The sequence below is a fragment of the Paraburkholderia sp. GAS448 genome, assembly GCF_050435685.1.
Lineage (GTDB): Bacteria > Pseudomonadota > Gammaproteobacteria > Burkholderiales > Burkholderiaceae > Paraburkholderia.
On the sequence record NZ_JBNDKT010000002.1, the window covers coordinates 25,136 to 41,850 of the forward strand.

Consider the following 16,715-nt stretch of genomic DNA (forward strand, 5'->3'; position numbering starts at 1 on the left):
AAAAAAACAGGCCCGGTTGCGATGCACCGGGCCTGTTTCCTTGCAGCGCATTGCGGCTCGGCGACGGTTACGAAGAAAACCGGATCACACCATCCGCGTCATGCGTGCGCTTCAACTCACTGGCGAGCCACAGCAGATGGAGATGCGCGAGCGCCTCACCCATCGCAAACGTCAGCTGGTGAATATCGAGTTGACGCTTGAACATCAACGGCACGATATCCGCCGCGCTCTGCGGCTTCTCTGCGCATGCGGCGCGCACCTCGGCGAGCCGCGCATCATGGTGATCACGCAGTTGTCCGATACGCGTGCGAACACCGCGAAACGGCTTGCCGTGCGACGGCAGCACGAGCGTGTCGGCGGCCATCGTTTCGTAGCGTTTCAGCGAATCCAGATAAAGCGCAAGCGGATTGCCTTCCGGCTCGATATCGAACACTGACACGTTCGTCGAAATGCGCGGCAGCACCATATCGCCGGAAATCAGCAGGCCGGTCTCGTCGCAATGCAGTGCGCAATGTTCAGGTGAATGACCGTAGCCCGTCACGATCCGCCACGTACGGCCGCCGATCGCGAGCGCATCGCCCTCGCGCATCCGCCGGTACTGGCGCGGTATCGAGGGCACGAGATTCGAGTAGTAGCTTGTGCGATTGCGCAGCTTGTCCAGCGATGCTTCATCGGACAAACCGTGCCGCGCGAAGTGACGGGCCGCGCCCTCTCCGCCTGCGTTCGAACCGTCTCCAGCCGCCATTACGCGGCCCAGCAGGTACTCGCCGAGCGAAATCCACAGCCGTACGTCCCAGCGTTTCCTGTCGCCACCCGTGCAGATCCAGTCCGCGAGGCCGAGGTGATCCGGATGGCAATGCGTGACGATCACGCGCAACACCGGCAAGCCGTCCAGCACCGTATCGAACACCTTTTCCCAGTTCGACCTGATCGCGTCGGTTGCAACCCCGCAATCGACGACCGTCCAGCCCTCTTGCCCGTCGATTTCGTCGCGCAGCAGCCACAGGTTGATGTGATCGAGTGCGAACGGCAACGGCATGCGCAACCAGTGCACGCCAGGCGCCACTTCGAGCGCCTGGCCGGGTTCCGGAAGTGTGTCGCTGAAGGGATAGTCGAGCTGGTGTTCAAGTGCGTTCATTGGGGGTGTCTTCTCCTTGCTTGCGCGATTCGCGCGCGGCAAAACCGTGACAAAACGGTTTGCCACTCGCCGCGTGCGTCGCGTAGTTGCGCTTTGTTCAGGTTGACGATAACGTAAACGTCGATATTACGTCCAATCCGCTTTTTGCTCAGCCAGCCGGGTACCCCGACGGACACCTCCGATGAACACGCAATACACGATCACCGAACTGGCACGTGAATTCGACGTGACGCCGCGCGCGATCCGCTTCTACGAAGACCAGGGTTTACTCTCGCCGAGCCGCGAAGGCTCAGGCGGTCTGCGACGCGTGTATTCGGGCCGCGACCGCACACGGCTCAAGCTGACGCTGCGCGGCAAGCGGCTCGGCTTCACGCTGTCGGAAATCCGCGATCTGCTCGACCTGTACGAATCGCCGACCGACACCGTGCCGCAGCTCAACGCGTTCCTCGCGACGGTGACGCGCCACCGCGAAGTGCTCGAAAGACAGCTGGAAGATCTGAACGCGACACTCGAAGATCTGGCGCAATATGAAGCGCAGGCGCGTGCCTTGCTTGAAGGCGGCACACGGCCCGAAGCGGAAGACGGCGCGCCGCGACCACTTTCCCGGCGCAAGGAGAAAACCGCCTCCGAATAAAAGTCTGCCGCGAGATCGCGCGACGAACCGCTGCATTGCGCAGCATTGAACGGAAATAGTCTGAAAGGCGGCGAACGCCCGCGAACATGCCAACGCCGGCATGTCGCAAGCCCGACGCCGAATAGCCTCGCGGCCGCACCCGGACGATACAATGACGGGTGTCTTCACGACACTGGACGCACGCACGGTCGACATGAATCACTTTCCCAAACTGCTCTCGTCGCAGATCGGCTTCGATGTCGCGCAGACCATGCTCGAAGGTTTCGACCGGCACTACCGGATCTTTCGCGAAGCCGCGATTCACGCCAGGACCCTCTTCGAAGCCGGCGACTGGCACGGTCTGCAAAGGCTCGCGCGCGAGCGCATCACGTCGTATGACGAACGCGTCGAAGAATGCGTCGTTCTGCTCGAAGACGAGTACGACGCGGAAAATATCGACGATGAAGTCTGGCAGCAGATCAAGCTGCACTACATCGGCCTGTTGACGACGCACCGCCAGCCCGAGTGCGCGGAGACGTTTTTCAATTCGGTCTGCTGCAAGATCCTGCATCGCTCGTATTTCAACAACGACTTCATCTTCGTGCGGCCGGCGATTTCGACCGAGTACATCGAGAACGACGAACCCGCCGCCAAGCCGACCTACCGGGCGTATTACCCGGGCAAGGATGGTCTTGCCGCGACGCTCGAGCGCATCGTCACGAACTTCCAGCTGGAACCGCCGTTCGAGGATCTGACGCGCGACGTCGGCTGCGTGATACAGGCGATCCGCGACGCATTCGGCAATTTCGTGGAAGCCGCCAATTTCCAGATTCACGTGCTGTCGTCGCTGTTCTACCGGAACAAGTCGGCCTATATCGTCGGCCGCATCATCAATGGCGACGCATTGCTGCCGTTCGCCGTGGCGGTGCGTCACACGCGGCCGGGCGTGCTTGCACTCGATACCGTGCTGCTCCAGCGCGACCAGTTGCTGATCATCTTCAGCTTTTCGCACTCGTACTTTCTGGTCGATATGGAAGTGCCGTCGGCGTACGTCGAATTTCTCGGCACGATCATGCCGGGCAAGCCGAAGGCGGAAATCTATACGTCGGTGGGCCTGCAGAAGCAGGGCAAGAACCTGTTCTATCGCGATCTGCTGCACCATCTGTCGCATTCGAGCGATCAGTTCATCATCGCACCGGGCATCCGGGGGCTGGTGATGCTGGTGTTCACGCTGCCATCGTTTCCGTACGTGTTCAAGCTCATCAAGGACCGCTTTCCGCTCCCCAAGGAAACCACGCGCGAGCAGATCCAGCAGAAGTATCAGCTCGTCAAACGACACGACCGCCTTGGGCGGATGGCCGACACGCTCGAGTATTCGAGCGTCGCCTTGCCGCTGTCCCGGCTTGACCACGCGTTGATCCGCGAACTCGAAAAGGAAGTGCCGTCGATGCTCGAATACGAGGGTGACAACCTCGTCATCAAGCATCTCTATATCGAACGCCGGATGGTGCCGCTCAACCTGTTCCTGCAAAACGGGACCGATGCGGATGTGGACCATGGCATCAAGGAATACGGCAACGCGGTGAAGGAACTGATGCAGGCGAACATCTTCCCGGGTGACATGCTGTACAAGAACTTCGGCGTGACGCGCCATGGCCGCGTCGTGTTCTACGACTACGACGAAATCGAATATCTGACCGACTGCAACGTGCGCGCCGTTCCGCCGGCGCGCTACGAAGAAGACGAAATGTCGGGCGAGCCGTGGTACACGGTCGGCCCGCACGACATCTTTCCGGAGACGTACGGCACGTTCCTGCTCGGCGATCCGCGGGTGCGGGCGAGCTTCATGAAGCATCACGCCGACTTCTTCGACCCAAAGCTTTGGCAAAAGCACAAGGATCATCTACTGAAGGGCGAACTGCCCGATTTTTTCCCGTATGACCGGAGTATGCGTTTCTGCGTCCGGTACCCCGCGCGCTTTGCCGGTGAGGACGGCGCGCCGCAGGATACAGACAGCGAGCGCGCCATGCGTGCCGCGTGAGCATCATGCGCACCGCACGTCGCCCGCCTTGCCCGCTACTTCCGCTGCTTCCGCTACGAACCATGCCGCTTCTTCGGCCCCGAACCTGACACGACGCATCATGACTACGAACGCTCAACCTTCTGCCAACCCGCTCGCCCAACTGTTCGAAAACAACGAGGCGTGGGTCGAACGCAAGCTCTCGGAGGATCCCGAGTATTTCTCGCGCCTCGCCCACCAGCAGACGCCCGAATACCTGTGGATCGGCTGCTCGGATTCGCGTGTGCCAGCAAACCAGATCATCGGCTTGCCGCCGGGCGAGGTGTTCGTCCATCGCAACATCGCGAATGTCGTCGTGCATTCCGATCTGAACTGCCTGTCGGTGATCCAGTTCGCCGTCGATCTGCTGAAGGTCAAGCACATCATGGTGGTGGGCCACTACGGCTGTTCGGGCGTCGGCGCGGCGCTGCACGGCCGGCGCGTCGGCCTCGCGGACAACTGGCTGCATCACATTCAGGACGTGCGGGCGAAGCACGCCGCGCTCCTCGAAGAGTGGCCGATGGGCGAAGCACGGCACCGGCGGCTCGTGGAGCTGAACACGATCGAACAGGTGGTCAACGTGTGCCGCACGACGATCGTCAACGACGCGTGGGCGCGCGGTCAGGAACTGACCGTGCATGGTTGGGCTTACGGGGTCCACGACGGCCGGGTGCGCAATCTCGGCATGACGATCAACGAACCGGGCGCGCTGGCCGCGACCTATGAGCATTGTGTGGCCGCCGTATCGGCGAGCCGCGCACATGAAGCGGACAACGACGTGGTCGCCGCCGACGCTGCGCAGCTCGGCGACGTGCCCGCCGTGGTCGAAGGTGTCATCAAGGAGCTGAAACATGAGTGAGACAAAACATGATCCCGTCGTGATCGTTTCGGTCGCCCGCACGCCGATGGCGGCGTTCCAGGGCGATTTCGCCACGCTAAGCGCGCCGCAGCTCGGCTCGGTTGCGATCAAGGCCGCCGTAGAGCGCGCCGGGCTGAAACCCGAACAGATCGACGAAGTGGTGATGGGCTGCGTGCTGCCAGCCGGCCAGGGCCAGGCGCCGGCGCGCCAGGCTGCGCTCGGCGCGGGTCTGCCGCTCGCCACGGGCAGCACGACGGTCAACAAGATGTGCGGCTCCGGCATGCGCGCAGCGATGTTCGCGCACGACATGCTGATCGCCGGCTCGGTCGACGTGATGGTTGCCGGCGGCATGGAGAGCATGACGAATGCACCGTATCTGCTGCCGAAGGCGCGCGCCGGCATGCGCATGGGCCACGGCCAGGTACTCGATCACATGTTCCTCGACGGCCTTGAAGACGCCTACGAAAAGGGCCGTCTGATGGGCACGTTTGCCGAGGAATGCGCCGGCTCGTTCGATTTCACCCGCCAGGCACAGGACGCATTCGCAGTCGAATCGCTGCAACGCGCGAAGCGCGCAAACGAGGACGGCTCGTTCGCGTGGGAAATCGCGCCCGTCACCGTGGAGAGCCGTAAAGGTGAAGTGAGCGTGGACCGCGATGAGCAGCCGTTCAAGGCGAACCTCGACAAGATTCCGACGCTCAAGCCCGCTTTCAGCAAGACGGGCACGGTGACGGCGGCCAACTCGTCGTCGATTTCGGACGGTGCGGCCGCGCTCGTGATGATGCGCGAGTCGACCGCAAAGCAGCTTGGCGTGACGCCGCTTGCCCGCATCGTCGGTCACACGACGTTTGCGCAGGAACCGGCGAAGTTCACGACGGCGCCGGTCGGTGCAATCAGCAAGCTGTTCGAGAAAAACGGCTGGCGCGCGGACGACGTCGATCTGTACGAGATCAACGAAGCCTTCGCTGTCGTCACCATGGCCGCGATGAAGGTACACAGCCTGCCGCACGACAAGGTCAATGTGAACGGCGGAGCCTGTGCGCTCGGTCATCCCATCGGTGCGTCCGGCGCACGGATTCTGGTTACCCTGATCGGCGCGCTGAAGCAGCGCGGGCTGAGACGAGGCGTGGCGAGCCTGTGCATCGGCGGCGGCGAGGCGACGGCGATGGGCGTCGAACTGGTGTAACGGCCCGGCGCGAGCCGCGCCTGTTGCGCACGGCTCGCGTATTTGCTCATCACGTCTCTCGCGAGTCCCGGCAAACATCAAGGTCCGAATCCATATCATCGAACGGCGAGCGAGGTAAGCCCATGAAAACCGTGTTGATCGTAGGTGCGTCCCGCGGCATTGGACGCGAATTCGCCCGCCAGTACAAACGTGCCGGCTGGCGCGTGCTCGCCACCGCGCGCGACGACGCCTCGCTTGACGCACTCGCCGACCTCGGCGCGGAGACCTTCCCGCTCGACGTCACCGAGCCCGAGGAAATCGCTGCGCTTGGCTGGAAGCTCGACGGTGAGCCGCTGAATGCGGCGGTGATCGTGTCCGGTGTCTATGGCCCGCGCACCGAAGGCATCGAAACGATCACGGCCGAAGACTTCGATCACGTGATGATCACGAACGTGCGCGGTCCGATGCAGTTGATCCCGATGCTGCTGCCCCTCGTCGAAGACGCCGGTGGCGTGCTGGCCGTGCTGTCGAGCAAGATGGGCAGCCTCAACGAGGCCACCGGCACCACGGGCTGGCTGTATCGCGCGAGCAAGGCGGCGCTGAACGACGCGATCAAGATCGCCTCGTTGCAGACACGCAGCGCGGCGTGCATCGCGCTGCATCCGGGCTGGGTGCGCACGGATATGGGCGGCGCACAGGCCGCGATCGATCCGGAGCGCAGCGTCGCCGGCATGCGTGATGTGCTCGCCCAGGCGGCCGGCGCCCATGCCGCGTTCAACGGCCGCTTCTATCAGTACGACGGTACGCCACTCGAGTGGTGAGGAGACAGACGAATCATGCTGCTTGACCAGGATCACCTGATGGTCCGCGACGCGGTGCGCACGTTCGTGCGTGATGCCGTTACGCCGTACGCCGCGCAATGGGACCGCGACCGCACCTTTCCGAAGGATGTGCACCGGCAACTGGCCGAACTCGGTGCGTACGGCGTGCTGGTGCCGGAAGAGTACGGCGGTGCGGGACTCGACGCGCTCGCGCTTGCGTTGATCCTCGAGGAAATCGCGGCAGGCGACGGCGGCACGTCGACGGCGATCTCGGTCAACAACTGCCCGGTATGCAGCATTCTGCTCACGTATGGCAACGAGGCGCAGAAACGCGACTGGCTCACGCCGCTGGCACGCGGCGAGATGCTCGGTGCGTTCTGTCTGACTGAACCGCAGGCCGGATCGGATGCATCGGCGCTACGCACCACCGCGACGCGCGATGGCGACGCGTACGTGCTCAATGGGGTCAAGCAGTTCATCACGAGCGGCGCGAACGGCGACGTGGCGATCGTGATGGCTGTCACCGACAAAACTGCCGGCAAGCGCGGCATCAGCGCATTCATCGTTCCGACGAAGACACCGGGTTACGTCGTCGCCCGGCTCGAAGACAAGCTCGGCCAGCACTCTTCGGATACGGCGCAGATCGTCTTCGAAGACTGCCGTGTGCCCGCCGCGAACCTGATCGGCGCCGAAGGCGAAGGCTACCGCATCGCGTTGTCGGGGCTGGAAGGCGGACGCATCGGCATCGCCGCGCAGAGCGTCGGCATGGCGCGTGCGGCGTTCGAGGCGGCGCTCGCCTATGCGAAAGAGCGCGAGAGCTTCGGCCAGCCGCTATTCGCGCATCAGGCGGTGCAGTTCCGGCTCGCGGATATGGCCACCCAACTCGAGGCCGCGCGACAGTTGATCTGGCACGCTGCGTCGCTGAAGGATGCCGGCCAGCCGTGCCTGACCGAGGCGGCGATGGCGAAGCTGTTCGCCTCGGAAGCAGCGGAGCGGATCTGCTCAGCCGCGCTGCAGATTCATGGCGGCTACGGTTACCTGAGCGACTTTCCGGTCGAACGCATCTACCGCGATGTGCGCGTCTGCCAGATCTACGAAGGCACGAGCGATATCCAGAAGATCCTGATTGCACGCGGCCTCACCTGACCCTTTGATGACTGCTCCTGCTTCCGCTGCAAAAAGGCCGTCCGATTGCCCGTGCGGCGGTGCCGCACCGGGCGCGCGTAGCGATGCGAAGCCGCCTCGCTTCGCGCAATGTTGCGGCCGCTTCATTGACGGCGCCGAATCCGCGCCGAGCGCGCTGGAACTGATGCGCTCGCGCTATAGCGCGTATGTGCTCGGGGAAACTGCCTACCTGCGCGCAACATGGGCTGAACAAACCTGCCCGCCCGACCTCGACGCGAACCCGGACACCGCCGACGCCCCACGCTGGCTCGGCCTGCAGATCAAACGCTTCACGCCCATCGACGACACCCACGCCGAAGTCGAATTCATCGCGCGCTACAAAGTCGGCGGGCGGGCGCACCGGCTGCACGAAGTCAGCCGTTTTCTGCGCGGCGTAGACCATCGCTGGCGCTACGTCGACGGCGACGTAAGCGAGCGCTGACATCGCAACGCGGTTAAATCCGTTCCTGCATACGGCCCTCAAAACCCGCCTGAAAACCGCGTTGGGCGCACGCCACAGCACCATTCGGGGCCAGAGCGCCGGTCCGCCTCGCCCCTCCTGCGCGTCTGCGTCGAACTGAAAAATTCATCGAGAAATCGGGCGCTTAGGGGGTTCTCCTGAATTGCACAAATCAATTATGTCGTGCCAGGATGCCTCTTATGGATTTTGCAGCGTCAGCTTTTCAGGTGACGCTCAATATCGGCGCGTGAGGTCCGCGCGCTGACTGGCTTTCGGTTAATCCCGTGCGATATCGACCCGTGTGCGTGCGCTTACGCGCCACATGCGAGAGAATTTTTTGTTGTCCGAAAGGGCACCGAAATGATTTCGTCAGGATTCACAAACAGTCATGGATTTTTCAGCAGACATTTAAGGCGGGTGGGCATAGCGGATGTCGTTCAGGAATATTTTGACCGGTTGGGCAGTGATGGCGTGTGCGGTGTTTGCCGTGCCGTCGGTCCACGCCGATCCACTCCCTGACGCGCAGGCAGGCCCCCTCGCCAGCGCCAAGGTGCCGCGCCTCGCTCTCGACGACGACGCCTATCTGCCCTCGGTGGCGGCCAGTCTCAACGAAAAGGTCATTCGCATCCCGGTTGATGCGACCGGCACCCTTACCCTCGAAACGACGGTCTACAAGCCCGACGGTCCTGGTCCGTTTCCGATGATTGTTTTCAATCACGGCAAGATTCAGGGCGATCCGCGCCGGCAGGAGCGCAGCGATCCGCTGCCGCTCGCACGGGAGTTCGTGCGGCGCGGGTACGTGGTGGTCGCGCCTAACCGGCGAGGTTTCGCCGGGTCCGACGGCACGTACGAGCAGGAAGGCTGCAATGTCGAGCTCAATGGCGTCGCGCAGGCCGCTGATGTCGCAGCGACGGTCGACTACATGTCGAAGATCTCTTACGTCGACGCGCAGCACATCGTCGTGTCCGGGACTTCGCACGGCGGCCTTGCCACGATGGCGTACGGTCCTGATGCGGCTCCGGGCGTGCGGGCTTTGATCAACTTTTCCGGTGGTCTGCGGCAGGATTCCTGTGCGGACTGGCAAGGCAATCTCACCCACGCGTTTAACGCTTATGGCGAGAAGACGCGTGTGCCGTCGCTGTGGCTCTATGGCGACAACGACACGATCTGGCCGTCGGCGCTGGTCGGACAAATGTACACGGCTTACGTGGAGCATGGCGCCAGCGCGAAGTTCGTCGATTTCGGCAAGTACAAGAATGACGCCCACCGGCTGGTTGGAGACCGCGATGGCGTGCGTGTCTGGTGGCCTGCTGTCGAAACGTTCCTTGCCCGTGTCGGGATGCCTACCGGCGTGCAATATCGGGTTGCCGATCCGGTCGCACCGAAGCCCAGCGGCTTTGCCGCTCTCGATGCCGTCGATGCTGTGCCTTTTGTCGATGAAGCCGGGCGCAGTGGCTATCGCAACTTTTTGCATCAGTATCCCAGCCGCGCTTTTGCTGTTTCCAATTCTGGCGCGTGGTCGTGGGCTGAAGGTGGCGACGATCCGATGTCGGTGGCAGTTGCCAATTGCCAGAAGCAGAGTTCCGATCCTTGCAGGCTCTATGCCGTGAATGAAGCTGTGGTGTGGAAGAATGGGGCTGGGACTCAGACTGCCGCTGATGGTGCGGCTTCGGGTTCTTCTTCATCTGCCGATGGCTCCGTCGAGGAGAGGCACGCGATTGCCAGTCGCGAGTGATTTTTTTCGTTTGGTGATGTTCGAAGGGTTTGCGCTTTCTTGATCTCGTAAGTTGCTCGGCTGCGTGGCCTTGGTGCCTTTCCTTGTTTTGCTTCTGGTTTATTGGCGTTGCCCCTGTGCGGGGCGGCACCTACTTTTCTTTGTCTTCCAAAGAAAAGTAGGCAAAAGAAAGGCGCTTCGAAATCTCACCTCTTCAGGGTGTGTCACTAACGGGGATTGGCCACCAATGAAGTGTCGCCCTCGCAGGGATACGACATAGGTCCGACGCCAGACCGTCCCTCGCGCAGTTCCGCCCGTGACAAAGGGCTCATCCATCCCACTCCGCACGATGTGCGTCGCGGACCGGCTTGCTTCGCGGTGGTATTCAACGCGGCAGCGGCAGGCGAAGCGTTTCCGTGCGACTCAGCATCTTCTTCACCCTTCACTAGTTTTGCCTTCCGATTCGGGTCCGTAATCGCACGCACAGGTCGCGTGAATTCGGGTGCGCACCCCACCGCCTCAACCCAAAGTAGCTCAAACGGCCAAGACACCGCCGCATGCCGGTTCCCCACCAATCGATCCAGGCAAAGATTTTTTCCCATAAGGGCGTCTCACTTTGCCGTCGCCAACTCCGTCCATCAGAACCGATCTGACCACTACCGATTCCTCCTGAACGCAACAGCCCAAAACTACAAAAAAGTAACAGCCAAACCCTTCCTCGCCCCCTGGTGCATTCACTCAAATAAAGCGCTAATCTCAGTCCCGCTGCCGCCGGATTGCGCCTGGCGCGCTGTCGCGATGCCCCAAAATCACGATGCCGCCCCCGATCCACAAGCAAGCATTCGGCACATCAATCGCCGTTCCGGATCACATAAAAAAGATCCACAACGCGCAAGCATGTCGCTGCATTCCTGCGCGCACGCGAGCCGTCCCGAATTTCGCCTCAAGCATTCGCATGACCTTTGCAACAGGCAGCGCGAGCCCATTACCTCGTCGCATTTGCGCACTCATGCCCTGGAGTTGGTTTGAACACACTAGCAACCGAAGACTGGGTCACACGCAGCCTGCGTGCCGTCTGGCACCCCTGCACCCAGATGAAACATCACGAACGCCTTCCGCTCATCGCGGTCGCGCGCGGTGCCGGCGCGTGGCTCTACGATCAGGAAGGCCGTCGCTATCTCGACGCCATCAGCTCCTGGTGGGTCAACCTGTTCGGCCACGCCAACCCGCGTATCAACACGGCGCTGAAGGATCAACTCGATACGCTCGAACACGCGATGCTCGCGGGGTGCACGCACGAGCCCGCCATCGAACTTGCCGAGCGTCTCCAGGTACTCACGCAACACGCGCTCGGTCATGCGTTCTTCGCGTCCGATGGCGCCTCCGCGGTCGAGATCGCGCTCAAAATGAGCTTCCACTCATGGAAGAATCGCGGACACGACGGGAAGCGCGAATTCGTCTGCGTCGCGAACAGCTATCACGGCGAAACCATCGGCGCGCTCGGCGTCACCGATGTTGCCCTCTTCAAGGACGCCTACGACCCGCTGATCCGCAACGCCCACGTCGTCGCGTCGCCTGACGCGCGGCTCGCACGCGACGGCGAAACGGCAGCCGATGTCGCGCGCCGCGCGCTCGAAGACGTTCGCACGCTGTTCGACGCGCGCGGCAAGCAGATCGCCGCACTGATCGTCGAGCCGCTCGTGCAATGCGCGGCCGGCATGGCCATGCACGATCCGTCGTACATCGCCGGCCTTCGTGCGCTCTGCAACCAGTACGACGTCCATCTGATCGCGGATGAAATCGCCGTCGGTTGCGGCCGCACTGGCACCTTCTTCGCGTGTGAACAGGCTGACGTGTGGCCGGATCTCCTGTGTCTGTCGAAGGGCATCAGCGGCGGCTATCTGCCGCTTTCGATCGTGCTGTCGCGCGATGAAATCTTCGCAGCCTTCTACCACGACGACACCGCGCGCGGCTTCCTGCATTCGCATTCGTACACGGGCAATCCGCTCGCGTGCCGCGCCGCGCTGGCCACACTCGATCTGTTCGCGAGCGATAGCGTCCTCGCCATGAACACGAAGAAATCCGCGACGCTGCGTGCAGCGCTCGAACCGCTCGCGGCACACCCGCAGGTACGCCATCTGCGCCAGTGCGGCACGATCTTCGCGTTCGACGCGGTCATCGACGATCCGCAGCAGGCAAAAACCTTCTCGCGCCGCTTCTTCGAAAACGCATTGCGGCGCGAACTGCTGCTGCGTCCGATCGGCACGACCGTGTATCTGATGCCGCCCTACATACTCGATGATGCTGAACTCGCGCTGCTCGCCTCGCGCACCCGCGAAACCTTCGATGCGACGCTTGAGGAGGTTCGCTGATGCTATTGATCGATAACCTCACGCAGGCCCTGAAGGATCTCGACGAACACGGCCTGCGCCGTCGCCGGCGCACGGCCGACACCGCATGCGCCGCACACATGACGGTCGACGGTCGCGAGATGATCGGTTTCGCCAGCAACGACTACCTGGGCCTCGCCGCGCATCCACAACTCGTCACGGCGATCGCTGAAGGCGCGCGACGCTATGGTGCCGGCAGCGGAGGCTCGCATCTGCTCGGCGGTCATTCGCGCGCGCATGCCCAGCTCGAAGACGACCTCGCCGCGTTCGCCGGCGGTTTCGTCGACGCGCCGCGCGCGCTCTACTTCAGCACCGGCTATATGGCGAACCTCGCGGCGCTGACCGCACTGGCCGGCCGCGGCACGACGCTCTTTTCCGATTCGCTCAATCACGCGTCGCTGATCGACGGCGCCCGGCTCTCGCGCGCGGACATCCAGGTTTATCCGCATGCCGACACGCAAGCGTTGAGCGCGATGCTCGAAGCGTCGGACGCCGCGACAAAGATGATCGTCACCGACACCGTCTTCAGCATGGACGGCGACATCGCTCCGCTCGCAACGCTCCTCGCGCTGGCCGAGCGGCATGGCGCATGGCTCGTCGTCGACGATGCGCACGGCTTCGGCGTACTTGGCCCGCAAGGGCGCGGCGCGCTTGCGTGGGAAGCGCTGCGTTCGCCGCATCTCGTGATGATCGGCACGCTCGGCAAGGCGGCCGGCGTGTCCGGCGCATTCGTCGTCGCGCATGAGACGGTGGTCGAATGGCTGGTGCAGCGCGCACGGCCGTACATCTTCACGACGGCGTCCCCCCCGGCAGTCGCGCATGCGGTGTCCGCGAGCCTGCGCATCATCGGCAGCGATGAAGGCGATGCGCGGCGGGCGCACCTGCAGACGCTCATCGAACGTACGCGTGCGATGCTCAAGGAAACCTGCTGGCTGCCGGTCGATTCGCATACGGCCGTGCAACCGCTCATCATCGGTTCGAACGAAGCGACGCTCGCGATTGCCGCTACGCTCGATCGCGCCGGCCTGTGGGTGCCGGCCATCCGTCCGCCGACCGTTCCTGCGGGCACCTCGCGTCTGCGGGTCTCGCTGTCGGCAGCGCATTCGCACGACGATCTCGACCGGCTCGAAGCTGCGCTCAAACTCGCGCAACCCAGCGAGGGCCACGCATGAGCGCGCCGCTGTCCCTTTTCGTCACCGGCACCGATACCGAAATCGGCAAGACGCTGGTATCCGCCGCGTTGCTGCGCGCCTTCGCGCGCGATGGCTTGCGCGCGGCGGCAATGAAGCCGATCGCCGCCGGCGCATTCGAACGCGATGGTGTGTGGCATAACGAAGACGCCGATCAGCTCGACGCAGCGGCAAGCGTGCTGTTGCCACCCGACATCCGCACGCCGTTCCTGCTTCGCGAGCCCGCCGCACCCCATATCGCGGCCGCCCAGGAAAACGTCACGCTCGATATCGCGCGCATCGTCGATTGCCATGCGCAGGCGTTGAAGCTGGCGGACATCGTCGTCGTGGAAGGCGTGGGCGGCTTTCGCGTGCCGCTCACCGATGCGCACGACACCGCCGACCTCGCCTTCGCGTTGAATCTGCCGGTGGTGCTGGTCGTCGGCATGCGCCTTGGCTGCATCAGCCACGCGCTGCTGACCGCCGAGGCCATCGCCGCGCGCGGGTTGCGCCTCGCCGGATGGGTGGCGAACCGAGTCGACCCGGCGATGGCTTTCGCGGACGAGAACATCGCCGCGATCCGCGATCGTCTCGACCGCCAGTACAACGCACCCTTGCTCGGCGTCGTGCCGCGTCTCGATCCCGCTTCGCCGGAGGTCGCGGCCGGCCACCTCGATACTGCCACCTTATTGCAGGCGCTGCGCGCGGCGCAGCCCTGAACTCGTTCCGATTCTCCGTCTACAAGGATTGACGTCATGACCGAACTCCACAACGCCTCGACCCTCGCCGAACCGGCCGCCGCAAACCCGGCAGATGCAGCAAACGCACGCAACGCGGCGCCGCTCGCACGCTGGCGCGTCGCCGATGTCGTCGCGCTGTACGAACTGCCGTTCAACGACCTGATGTTCCGCGCGCAACAGATTCATCGCGAGCACTTCGATGCCAACGCCGTTCAGCTGTCGACGCTGCTGTCGATCAAGACAGGCGGCTGCGAAGAAGACTGCGCGTACTGTCCGCAGTCGGTGCATCACGACACGGGCCTGAAGGCCGACAAGCTGATGCCTGTCGACGACGTGCTCGAGGCCGCCCGTGTCGCGAAGGAAAACGGCGCGACGCGCTTCTGCATGGGCGCGGCGTGGCGCAATCCGAAAGACCGCCATCTCGAGCCGATCAAGGAGATGATCCGCGGCGTGAAGGCGATGGGCCTCGAAACCTGCGTGACGCTCGGCATGCTCGAGACGCATCAGGCGCAGGGTCTGCGCGAAGCCGGGCTCGATTACTACAACCACAATCTGGATACGTCGCCCGAGTTCTACGGCCAGATCATTTCGACGCGTACCTATCAGGATCGCCTCGACACGCTTGAACGGGTGCGCGACGCGGGCATCAACGTGTGCTGCGGCGGGATCGTCGGACTGGGCGAATCGCGTCGCGAGCGCGCCGGTCTCATCACGCAGCTGGCGAACATGGAGCCGTATCCGGAATCGGTGCCGATCAACAATCTGGTGCAGGTCGAAGGCACGCCGCTGAAGGGTACCGAAGCGCTCGATCCATTCGAATTCGTCCGCACGATCGCAGTCGCGCGCATCACGATGCCGCGTGCGATGGTGCGTCTGTCGGCTGGCCGCGAACAGATGGACGAAGCCTTGCAGGCGCTGTGTTTCCTCGCCGGCGCGAACTCGATCTTCTACGGCGACCAGTTGCTGACCACGAGCAACCCGCAGGCCGATGCGGATCGCAAACTGCTGGAGCGTCTTGGCATCCGTGCCGAGGCTGCGCAGCAGACCGCGCTCGATCAAGGCAGCTGCGAACACGGCTGCGACGGCCACAAGGCGGCAAGCTGATCTTTCGACGGCGCCGAAATGACGAAGGCCGCCTGGAATCCGGCGGCCTTTTTTGTTTGCTGCGGATAACGCTTGCAGGTCAGCCGGTCATTTCCGGTCGACGATGATCTGATCGAACGTGCCGCCATCCGAAAAGTGCGTCTGCTGCGCCTTCTGCCAACTGCCGAACTGCTGTTCGACCGTGAACGTTTTGAGCGGCTTGAACTCGCCTGCATGCCTGGCGAGCGCTCCCGGATCGCGCGGACGCAGATGATGCTGCGCAATGATCTCCTGCGCCGCCGGCGAGTACAGATACTCGAGATAAGCCTGTGCCTGCCTGCGCGTGCCACGCCTGTCGACCACCTTGTCGACGATCGTCACGGGCGGCTCAGCCAGCAGGCTGATCGACGGATACACGGCTTCGAATTTGCCAGCGCCGACGCCCGTATCGATCAGCGACACTTCATTCTCGAACGTGACGAGCACATCGCCAATGTCGCGTTGTGTGAACGTCGTCGTTGCACCACGGCCACCCGTGTCGAGCACCGGCACGTTCCTGAAGATCGCTTTTTCGAAATCGAGCGCCTGCGCGTCCGTGCCGCCATGCTGCTTGCGGAAACCCCACGCGGCCAGGTAAGCGTAGCGGCCGTTGCCCGACGTCTTCGGATTCGCGATCACGACCTGCACGCCCGGTTTCGCCAGATCGTCCCAGTCCTTGATGTTCTTCGGGTTACCCTTGCGCACGAGAAACACCATCGTCGTCGTATAGGGCGCACTGTCGTTCGGCAGGCGCGCGCGCCAGTTCGCCGGCACCAGCTGACCACGCTCGACGAGCAGATCGATGTCGTTCGGCTGGTTCATCGTGACGACATCCGCCTGCAGCCCCTGCAGCACCGACAAAGCCTGGGCGCTCGACGCGCCATGCGACTGACGGATCGACACGGTCTCACCGGTTTTCTGCCGGTACGCTGCAACGAAGCCGGCGTCGATGTCCTTATACAGCTCGCGCGTCACGTCGTACGACACGTTCAGCAGCGATGCCTCCGCCCGGGCGGCAGACACACCGCCCATCGACAGCGCCAGTGCCGTCATACCCGCTGCAAGCCAGCGTGCCTTCCCCGAGTTGCCTGTCATTACGTTTTCGCCTGTTGATGAATGAATGCGCCATACCGCATGGGTACCACCCGTTCGGCTCGAGCCGCGATTTTATCGAATCGCCTGATATCCAGATGCCAAACGCTTGAGATTTATCCTACATCTCCTGGCTAACTAGCCACGATGATCTGGAGTCCATATGATGGCTTCACTGCCTCGAACCGCACAAACAAGCCGCCTCGCTT

14 protein-coding genes are annotated in these 16,715 nt (G+C 63.1%); 12 read left to right on the forward strand and 2 right to left on the reverse strand.

The window, feature by feature from the left end:
* Nucleotides 1–67 precede the first annotated feature (67 nt).
* Nucleotides 68–1,138 (reverse strand): MBL fold metallo-hydrolase, encoded by a 1,071-nt coding sequence (locus P3T23_RS03775; RefSeq protein ID WP_429314868.1) that lies wholly within the window; start codon nt 1,136–1,138, stop codon nt 68–70.
* A 181-nt stretch (nt 1,139–1,319) separates the two neighbouring features.
* Here P3T23_RS03775 and P3T23_RS03780 point away from each other — a divergent pair, with 181 nt between their 5' ends.
* The 12 genes from P3T23_RS03780 to bioB all read left to right on the forward strand — a co-directional run bounded on the left by P3T23_RS03780 (nt 1,320) and on the right by bioB (nt 15,396).
* Nucleotides 1,320–1,772 carry a MerR family transcriptional regulator gene (locus tag P3T23_RS03780; RefSeq protein ID WP_429314869.1) on the forward strand — a complete coding sequence of 151 codons (453 nt, stop codon included), beginning with the start codon at nt 1,320–1,322 and terminating at the stop codon, nt 1,770–1,772.
* 193 nt (nt 1,773–1,965) lie between these two features.
* On the forward strand, nt 1,966–3,792 hold the full coding sequence (gene aceK, locus P3T23_RS03785) for a bifunctional isocitrate dehydrogenase kinase/phosphatase (RefSeq protein WP_429315337.1): 1,827 nt from the start codon (nt 1,966–1,968) through the stop codon (nt 3,790–3,792).
* Between the two features lie 100 nt (nt 3,793–3,892).
* Nucleotides 3,893–4,669 (forward strand): carbonate dehydratase, encoded by a 777-nt coding sequence (gene can / locus P3T23_RS03790; protein WP_429314870.1) that lies wholly within the window; start codon nt 3,893–3,895, stop codon nt 4,667–4,669.
* Nucleotides 4,662–5,855, forward strand: a complete 1,194-nt coding sequence (locus P3T23_RS03795; RefSeq protein WP_429314871.1) for an acetyl-CoA C-acetyltransferase — start codon at nt 4,662–4,664, stop codon at nt 5,853–5,855. The genes can and P3T23_RS03795 overlap by 8 nt, the downstream gene beginning before the upstream one ends.
* 122 nt (nt 5,856–5,977) lie before the next feature.
* Entirely contained in the window at nt 5,978–6,655 is a 678-nt protein-coding gene (locus P3T23_RS03800) for an SDR family oxidoreductase (protein ID WP_133661625.1), read from the forward strand.
* Nucleotides 6,656–6,670: 15 nt separating this feature from the next.
* Nucleotides 6,671–7,801, forward strand: coding sequence for an acyl-CoA dehydrogenase family protein (locus P3T23_RS03805; RefSeq protein ID WP_429314872.1), 1,131 nt, complete (start codon nt 6,671–6,673; stop codon nt 7,799–7,801).
* Between the two features lie 7 nt (nt 7,802–7,808).
* Complete coding sequence (locus P3T23_RS03810; RefSeq protein ID WP_429314873.1) at nt 7,809–8,261, forward strand: YchJ family protein; 453 nt, start codon at nt 7,809–7,811, stop codon at nt 8,259–8,261.
* Nucleotides 8,262–8,709: 448 nt separating this feature from the next.
* Nucleotides 8,710–10,014, forward strand: coding sequence for a dienelactone hydrolase family protein (locus tag P3T23_RS03815; protein ID WP_429314874.1), 1,305 nt, complete (start codon nt 8,710–8,712; stop codon nt 10,012–10,014).
* A 1,004-nt stretch (nt 10,015–11,018) separates the two neighbouring features.
* The gene (bioA, locus tag P3T23_RS03820; protein ID WP_429314875.1) at nt 11,019–12,365 is read left to right on the forward strand and encodes an adenosylmethionine--8-amino-7-oxononanoate transaminase; all 1,347 of its coding nucleotides are present in this window, start codon (nt 11,019–11,021) and stop codon (nt 12,363–12,365) included.
* A complete protein-coding gene (gene bioF, locus P3T23_RS03825) occupies nt 12,365–13,555 on the forward strand; it encodes an 8-amino-7-oxononanoate synthase (RefSeq protein ID WP_429314876.1) in 1,191 nt (396 codons plus the stop codon). Before bioA ends, bioF begins: the two co-directional genes overlap by 1 nt.
* Nucleotides 13,552–14,271, forward strand: a complete 720-nt coding sequence (gene bioD / locus P3T23_RS03830) for a dethiobiotin synthase (protein WP_429314877.1) — start codon at nt 13,552–13,554, stop codon at nt 14,269–14,271. Before bioF ends, bioD begins: the two co-directional genes overlap by 4 nt.
* A gap of 36 nt (nt 14,272–14,307) precedes the next feature.
* Nucleotides 14,308–15,396 carry a biotin synthase BioB gene (gene bioB / locus P3T23_RS03835; RefSeq protein ID WP_429314878.1) on the forward strand — a complete coding sequence of 363 codons (1,089 nt, stop codon included), beginning with the start codon at nt 14,308–14,310 and terminating at the stop codon, nt 15,394–15,396.
* An 87-nt stretch (nt 15,397–15,483) separates the two neighbouring features.
* Here bioB and P3T23_RS03840 read toward each other — a convergent pair whose 3' ends face one another.
* Nucleotides 15,484–16,509, reverse strand: coding sequence for a sulfate ABC transporter substrate-binding protein (locus tag P3T23_RS03840; RefSeq protein WP_429314879.1), 1,026 nt, complete (start codon nt 16,507–16,509; stop codon nt 15,484–15,486).
* Nucleotides 16,510–16,715 lie beyond the last annotated feature (206 nt).

Excerpts from the sequence above, each read along its gene's own strand:
- P3T23_RS03840 (WP_429314879.1), bottom strand. The coding sequence starts at position 16,509 with ATGACAGGCAACTCGGGGAAGGCACGCTGGCTTGCAGCGGGTATGACG.
- P3T23_RS03775 (WP_429314868.1), bottom strand. The coding sequence starts at position 1,138 with ATGAACGCACTTGAACACCAGCTCGACTATCCCTTCAGCGACACACTT.
- P3T23_RS03810 (WP_429314873.1), top strand. The coding sequence starts at position 7,809 with ATGACTGCTCCTGCTTCCGCTGCAAAAAGGCCGTCCGATTGCCCGTGC.
- bioD (WP_429314877.1), top strand. The coding sequence starts at position 13,552 with ATGAGCGCGCCGCTGTCCCTTTTCGTCACCGGCACCGATACCGAAATC.
- bioB (WP_429314878.1), top strand. The coding sequence starts at position 14,308 with ATGACCGAACTCCACAACGCCTCGACCCTCGCCGAACCGGCCGCCGCA.
- can (WP_429314870.1), top strand. The coding sequence starts at position 3,893 with ATGACTACGAACGCTCAACCTTCTGCCAACCCGCTCGCCCAACTGTTC.
- P3T23_RS03795 (WP_429314871.1), top strand. The coding sequence starts at position 4,662 with ATGAGTGAGACAAAACATGATCCCGTCGTGATCGTTTCGGTCGCCCGC.
- P3T23_RS03800 (WP_133661625.1), top strand. The coding sequence starts at position 5,978 with ATGAAAACCGTGTTGATCGTAGGTGCGTCCCGCGGCATTGGACGCGAA.
- P3T23_RS03780 (WP_429314869.1), top strand. The coding sequence starts at position 1,320 with ATGAACACGCAATACACGATCACCGAACTGGCACGTGAATTCGACGTG.
- P3T23_RS03815 (WP_429314874.1), top strand. The coding sequence starts at position 8,710 with ATGTCGTTCAGGAATATTTTGACCGGTTGGGCAGTGATGGCGTGTGCG.
- aceK (WP_429315337.1), top strand. The coding sequence starts at position 1,966 with ATGAATCACTTTCCCAAACTGCTCTCGTCGCAGATCGGCTTCGATGTC.
- P3T23_RS03805 (WP_429314872.1), top strand. The coding sequence starts at position 6,671 with ATGCTGCTTGACCAGGATCACCTGATGGTCCGCGACGCGGTGCGCACG.
- bioF (WP_429314876.1), top strand. The coding sequence starts at position 12,365 with ATGCTATTGATCGATAACCTCACGCAGGCCCTGAAGGATCTCGACGAA.